Annotated in this window: 3 protein-coding genes; 2 read left to right on the top strand and 1 reads right to left on the bottom strand. The window is 69.0% G+C overall.

The genetic code is table 11. The features are described 5' to 3' along the window. Positions 1–97 precede the first annotated feature (97 nt). Entirely contained in the window at positions 98–1,435 is a 1,338-nt protein-coding gene (locus ACWEIJ_RS45430; protein WP_449843517.1) for a glycoside hydrolase family 43 protein, read from the bottom strand. A 310-nt stretch (positions 1,436–1,745) separates the two neighbouring features. Here ACWEIJ_RS45430 and ACWEIJ_RS45425 point away from each other — a divergent pair, with 310 nt between their 5' ends. Together ACWEIJ_RS45425 and ACWEIJ_RS45420 are read left to right on the top strand one after the other, a co-directional pair. Further along, the gene (locus tag ACWEIJ_RS45425; protein ID WP_449843516.1) at positions 1,746–4,439 is read left to right on the top strand and encodes a cellulose binding domain-containing protein; all 2,694 of its coding nucleotides are present in this window, start codon (positions 1,746–1,748) and stop codon (positions 4,437–4,439) included. A gap of 1 nt (position 4,440) precedes the next feature. Further along, entirely contained in the window at positions 4,441–6,201 is a 1,761-nt protein-coding gene (locus ACWEIJ_RS45420; protein ID WP_449843515.1) for a rhamnogalacturonan lyase, read from the top strand. The last annotated feature ends 63 nt before the right edge of the window (positions 6,202–6,264 follow it).

Raw genomic sequence — 6,264 nt, 5'->3', positions numbered from 1 at the left:
ACGTGCTGTGGGCACTGCTGCGCGACGGTCGAACCTTCACAGCAACCGCACCACAACCCGCTACCGCTGCGGCTTGACACGATCATTCAGATTCCTTTCAGGCCAGTGGGGCGGACACGGTGAACGAGGCGTCGTTCGCGAACGCCGCGTCGGACGTGCGCCAGTCGACGCGCACCTCGAAGCCGTAGTGGCGCAGGAAACGGCCGGGGTGCGAGTAGGACTCGAACGACGTGCTGCCACCGCCCGCGAGACCCGCACGGCCGCAGAACGTGGCGTCGCGGGCGAATCCCGCGTCACCGGTGTTGGTGTCCAGCCGGACGCGGAAGTCGTAGTGGCGCAGGTAGCGGTCGGGGAAGTTCACCGAGCGCAGCGAGTAGCAGCCGGCGTTCGCGAGGCCGGTCACCACGGTGAAGGTCGCGTCCTGACGGTCGGAGACGCTGCTGGACGAGCTCACCGGCTCGACGTAGGCCAGGTTGTCGCGGTGCCGCACGTAGCGGTCGGGGTAGTTGACCGAGCGCAACGACCGGCTGCCGGTCGCCACCGCCGTGCCGTCACCGGAGTCCTCCCGCAGCACGGTGAAGTGCCGCGCCGTCCCGGACAGGCCGGGCAGCTCGACCTTGGCGCCGAACGTGTTCAGATCCGAGCTGTCGGCGTAGAAGTACCGCCGCTGGCCGTACTGGTCGAAGTAGACGCGCCACCGGCCGTCGGGCAGCCGCACGAGCGCGGGGCCTTCCAGACCGGAGCCCCAGCCGGCCCAGTCGCCCGTGCCGGCGAACGTCCACGGCCCGTTCAGCGATGTCGCGGTGGCGTGCTCGATGTACTTGGTGGTCTCGTTCTTGAGGAAGTTGTGGTACGTCCCGCCGACCTTGACCACGAAGCTGTCGATGTAGTTCGCGGCGATGCCGAGCGCGACCGGGCTGGTCCACGCCGACAGGTCCGCGTTCGTCGCGGTGATCCGGTACGGGCGGAACTGGCCGGCGGTGCCGGTCGTGGACGCGGAGAAGATCACGTGCACGCTGCCGTCGGAGTCCTTGAACCACTCCGGCGCCCACGTGCTGCCGGTCGCGCCGTTGAGGCCGACGCGGACGTTGCGCAGGAACGTCCAGCTCACGTAGTCCGCGCTGCGGGCGAAGCCGATCGTGTCGCCGGTCCAGTTCGTCGTGTAGACGAGGTAGTAGTAGCCGTCGGTGTGCCTGATGACGCTGGGGTCGCGGATCAGGCCCGACGGCGGCGTGTAGGCGTTGGCCCTGACCCGGGTGAAGGTCGTCGCGTTCGGCGAGTCGTAGACGTCCATGTTGGACTCGCTGCTGTTGGTGAACGCGGTCATCAGGTAGTGCGGCACAGGGCCTGCGGCCGACGCGACCGGCTGGGTCACGACGGCGCCCGTCACGAGGGCGAGCGCCGTCGTGACGGCGATCAGCAGGGATGAGCGCATGAACCGGCTCCTTGCGTCATTGGGAGGCACCGGAAGGTGAGCGCTAACACTATGTGGGCATGGTGGCAGATATGGCAATGGGCAGATTGCGAAGACTGATCAGATTAGCGATAACAAGCTTCGGGGCGCGCGACGCGGACCGGGTACCTCACCCTCGGTGATCGAGGCCCCGGCGAAGGCTCCGACTCCGTGAATCAACCGCATTTCGACGGGAATGTGGTCGATTCGATGCGGAAGACAGAACTGCTGTTTGTACTGAAGAGCGTGTGGCAGAGACACTCCGCTGAAATAGCCGAGAAGGGAATTCTCGATGCGGAGAGCTCTCGCAGGCGCGCTGGCGGCGGTGACGACCGCCGCGCTCGTCGTGGTGGCCCACCTGGCGAACGCGGACAGTCCCGCCGCCGCGGCCGAGTCCTACTCGTGGGGCAACGTCGAAATAGCGGGTGGCGGGTTCGTGCCCGGCATCGTGTTCAACCAGAGCGAGCGAAACCTGATCTACGCGCGCACCGACATCGGTGGCGCGTACCGGTGGAACCCCGGCACGAGCAGGTGGATTCCGCTGCTCGACCACGTCGGCCTCGACAACTGGGGCCTCAACGGCGTGGCGAGCCTCGCCACCGACGCCGTCGACCCGAACCGGGTGTACGTCGCCGCGGGCATGTACACCAACAGCTGGGACCCGAACAACGGCGCGATCCTGCGTTCGTCCGACCGCGGCACCACCTGGCAGACGACCCAGCTGCCGTTCAAGGTCGGTGGCAACATGCCCGGCCGCGGCGCGGGGGAGCGGCTCGCGATCGACCCGAACCGCAACAGCGTGCTGTACTTCGGCGCGCCGAGCGGCAACGGCCTGTGGCGCAGCACGGACTTCGGTGCCACCTGGGGCAAGGTGGCGTCGTTCCCCAACCCCGGCAACTACGCGCAGGATCCCAGTGACTCCACCGGTTATCTCAGCGACAACCAGGGCGTCCTGTGGGTGACGTTCGACCCGCGCACCGGATCGGCCGGAGCCGCGACGAAGACCATCTACGTGGGCGTCGCGGACAAGCAGAACAACGTCTACCGCAGCACCGACGGCGGCACGACGTGGGAACGGGTGGCCGGGCAGCCGACGGGTTTCCTGCCGCACAAGGGAGTGCTCCAGGGCGACACCCTCTACGTCGCCACGAGTGACACCGGCGGCCCCTACGACGGCGGCAAGGGCGACGTCTGGAAGCTGAACACCACGACCGGCGCGTGGACCCGGATCAGCCCGGTGCCGTCCACCAGCGCGGACAACACGTTCGGCTACAGCGGCCTGACCGTCGACCGCAAGAAGCCCGGCACGCTGATGGTCGCCACGCAGATCGCGTGGTGGCCGGACGTGGTCTTCTTCCGCAGCACCGACTACGGCGCCACCTGGACGCGCGTGTGGGACTGGACGAACTACCCGGACCGCAGCTTCCGCTACAAGATGGACATCAGCGCCGCGCCGTGGCTCGACCTCGGCGCGAACCCCGCCCCGCCGGAGACCGCGCCGAAGCTCGGCTGGATGACCGAGTCGCTGGAGATCGACCCGTTCGACTCCGACCGGATGATGTACGGCACGGGCGCGACGCTCTACGGCACCACGGACCTCACCGCGTGGGACCGCGGCACCCAGTTCACGATCAGGCCGATGGTGGCGGGACTCGAGGAGACCGCGGTGACCGACCTGATCAGCCCGCCGTCGGGGCCGCCGTTGATCAGCGCGCTCGGTGACATCGGCGGGTTCCGGCACGACCGGCTCGACGCGGTGCCGCGCAGGATATTCACCCAGCCCTACTTCACCACCACGACGAGCCTCGACTTCGCCGAGCTCACGCCGGCGACGGTCGTGCGCGTCGGCGACTTCGACAAGACCGGCCGGCCCAACGACAACCGGGTCGCGTTCTCCACCGACGGTGGCGCGAACTGGTTCCAGGGCCAGGAACCCGGCGGTGTCACCGGTGGTGGCACGGTGGCGGCGGCCGCCGACGGCAGCAGGTTCGTCTGGAGTCCCGCGGGAGCCGCCGTCCACTACGCGACCGGGTTCGGCAACTCCTGGACGCCGTCGGCGGGTGTCCCGGCGGGCGCGGTGGTCAAGTCGGACCGGGTCAACCCGTTGAAGTTCTACGCGTTCTCCGCCGGGAAGTTCTACGTGAGCACCAACGGCGGCGCCACGTTCACGGCGACCGCGGCCACCGGTCTGCCCACGTCCGCGCGGTTCAAGGCCGTGGCGGGCAGGGAAGGCGACGTGTGGCTCACCGGCACCGGCGGGCTGTGGCGCTCGACGGACTCCGGCGCGAGCTTCGCGAAGGTCGCCGGGGTGGCGGGCTCGCTCAACATCGGCTTCGGCAAGGCGGCTCCGGGGCGTGCCTACCCGGCGCTGTACCTGATCGGGGAAACCGGTGGTGCCAAGGGCGTCTTCCGGTCCGACGACACGGGTGCGAGCTGGGTGCGGATCAACGACGACCGCCACCAGTACGGCAACATCGAGGCCGCGATCACCGGTGACCCGCGCGTGTACGGCCGTGTCTACCTCGGCACCAACGGGCGCGGGATCGTGCTCGGCGAGATGACCGGAACTCCGCCCACCACAACGACTACGACGTCCACCACTACCACCACGACTACGACCACTACCACCACGACGACCACGACGACCACGGGGCCGCCACCGGGAACCGGCTGTTCGGTGAAGTACGCGGTGCAGTCCCAGTGGCAGGGCGGGTTCCAGGGCGTCGTCGACATCACCAACACCGGCTCGGCGGCGGTCAGCGGGTGGACGGTGAAGTGGTCGTTCGCCAACGGTCAGGTGATCAACCAGCTGTGGAACGGCAACCTCACCCAGACCGGTGCCGCGGTGTCCGTGACGGACCAGGGCTACAACAAGGAGATCAAACCGAACGGCACCGTCGGGTTCGGGTTCACCGCGAGCTGGACCGGAACGAACGCGAAACCGATGTCGTTCACGGTCAACGACCGGCCGTGCGCGGTGGTGTGAGATGAAGCGGTCCACGATGTCGGCGCTGCTCGCGGTGGTCCTCACCGCGGGCGGTGCCCCCGCACTCGCCGGCGAGCCGCAGGTCCGCTCGGACCGCGGGCTCGTCAGCATCCGGTCGGTCCACGGCAACGGCAACTTCGTGTCGTGGCGGCTGCTCGGGTCCGACGCCGCCGATGTGGCGTTCAACGTCTACCGCGACGGTGTGAAGGTCAACCGCGCGCCGGTGACGACGGCGACGAGCTATCTCGACGCGGGCGCGCCCGCGAACGCGTCCTACTCGGTGCGCCCGGTGCACGACGGCGTGGAGGCGGCGGCCACGCGTTCCGCCGGCACGCTGGCGACGAGCAAGGACGTGCCCATCCAGAGCCCTGGTTCCGGTTACGTGGCGAACGACGCGTCGGTCGCCGACCTGGACGGCGACGGCGAGTACGAGATCGTCCTCAAGTGGGATCCCGCCGACGCCAAGGACAACTCGCAGGCCGGCCGCACGGGCAACGTCTACCTGGACGCGTACGAGCTGAACGGCACCCGGTTGTGGCGCATCGACCTCGGCCGCAACATCCGCGCGGGCGCGCACTACACGCAGTTCCAGGTCTTCGACTACGACGGTGACGGCAAGGCCGAGATCGCCGTGAAGACCGCGGACGGCACGCGGTCGGGCACCGGGCAGGTGATCGGCAACGCGAACGCCGACCACCGCAACGCCGACGGTTACGTCCTGACCGGGCCGGAGTTCCTGTCGGTGTTCCGCGGCAGGGACGGTGCGGTGCTCGACACCGAGAACTTCGTGCCACCGCGCGGCAACGTGTCGTCGTGGGGCGACAGCTACGGCAACCGGGTCGACCGGTTCCTCGCGGGAACGGCCTATTTGGACGGTTCGCGGCCCAGCATCGTCATGTCCCGCGGCTACTACACGCGCTCGGTCATCTCGGCGTGGGACTTCCGCGGCGGGCAGCTCACCCCGCGCTGGACGTTCGACTCGGCGTCCCAGCCGAACCGCTCGGCCTGGGAGGGCAAGGGCAACCACCAGCTGTCGATCGCCGACGTGGACGGCGACGGGCGCGACGAGATCATCTACGGTTCGATGGCGATCGACGACAACGGCCGCGGCCTGTGGCAGAACGGCACCCACCACGGCGACGCCCTGCACGTCGGCGACTTCATCCCGTCCCGGCCCGGTCTGGAGGTGTTCAAGCCGTCGGAGCACACGAACGAGGTCGCGGACTGGATGGGCGACGCGCGCACCGGGCAGATCCTCTGGAGCGCGCCGTCGTGCGGCTGCGACAACGGCCGTGCCGTCGCCGCCGACATCTGGGCGGGCAACCCCGGTGCGGAGGCGTGGTCGGCCGCGGTGGGCGGCCTGCGCTCCGCCACCACGGGCGCCCAGGTCGCGGCGCGCAAGCCCGGTTCCACCAACTTCGTGATCTGGTGGGACGGCGACGCGCAACGCGAGCTGCTGAACGGCACCACGATCGACAAGTACGGTCCCAACGGTGACACGCGGCTGCTCACCGGTTCGGGCGTGGCCTCGAACAACGGCACCAAGTCCACACCGGCGTTGCAGGCCGACATCCTCGGCGACTGGCGCGAGGAGGTCGTCTGGCGCACCGCGGACAGCTCGGCGCTGCGGATCTACTCGACGACCGAGCCGACGTCGATCCGGCGGCCGTCGCTGATGGAGGACCGGCAGTACCGGGAGGCGGTGGCGTGGCAGAACACCGGCTACAACCAGCCACCGCACCCGAGCTTCGCCTCCCCCTAGCCCTCGCCTCGCTGTCGATGAAGGGAACCTTGCTCCACCTCAGGTGGATGAATGTTCCCTTCA

This window comes from Lentzea sp. NPDC004789, assembly GCF_053601075.1.
The sequence above is the reverse complement of the archived record's forward strand: the minus strand, read 5'-3'. Positions and strand labels throughout refer to the sequence as shown.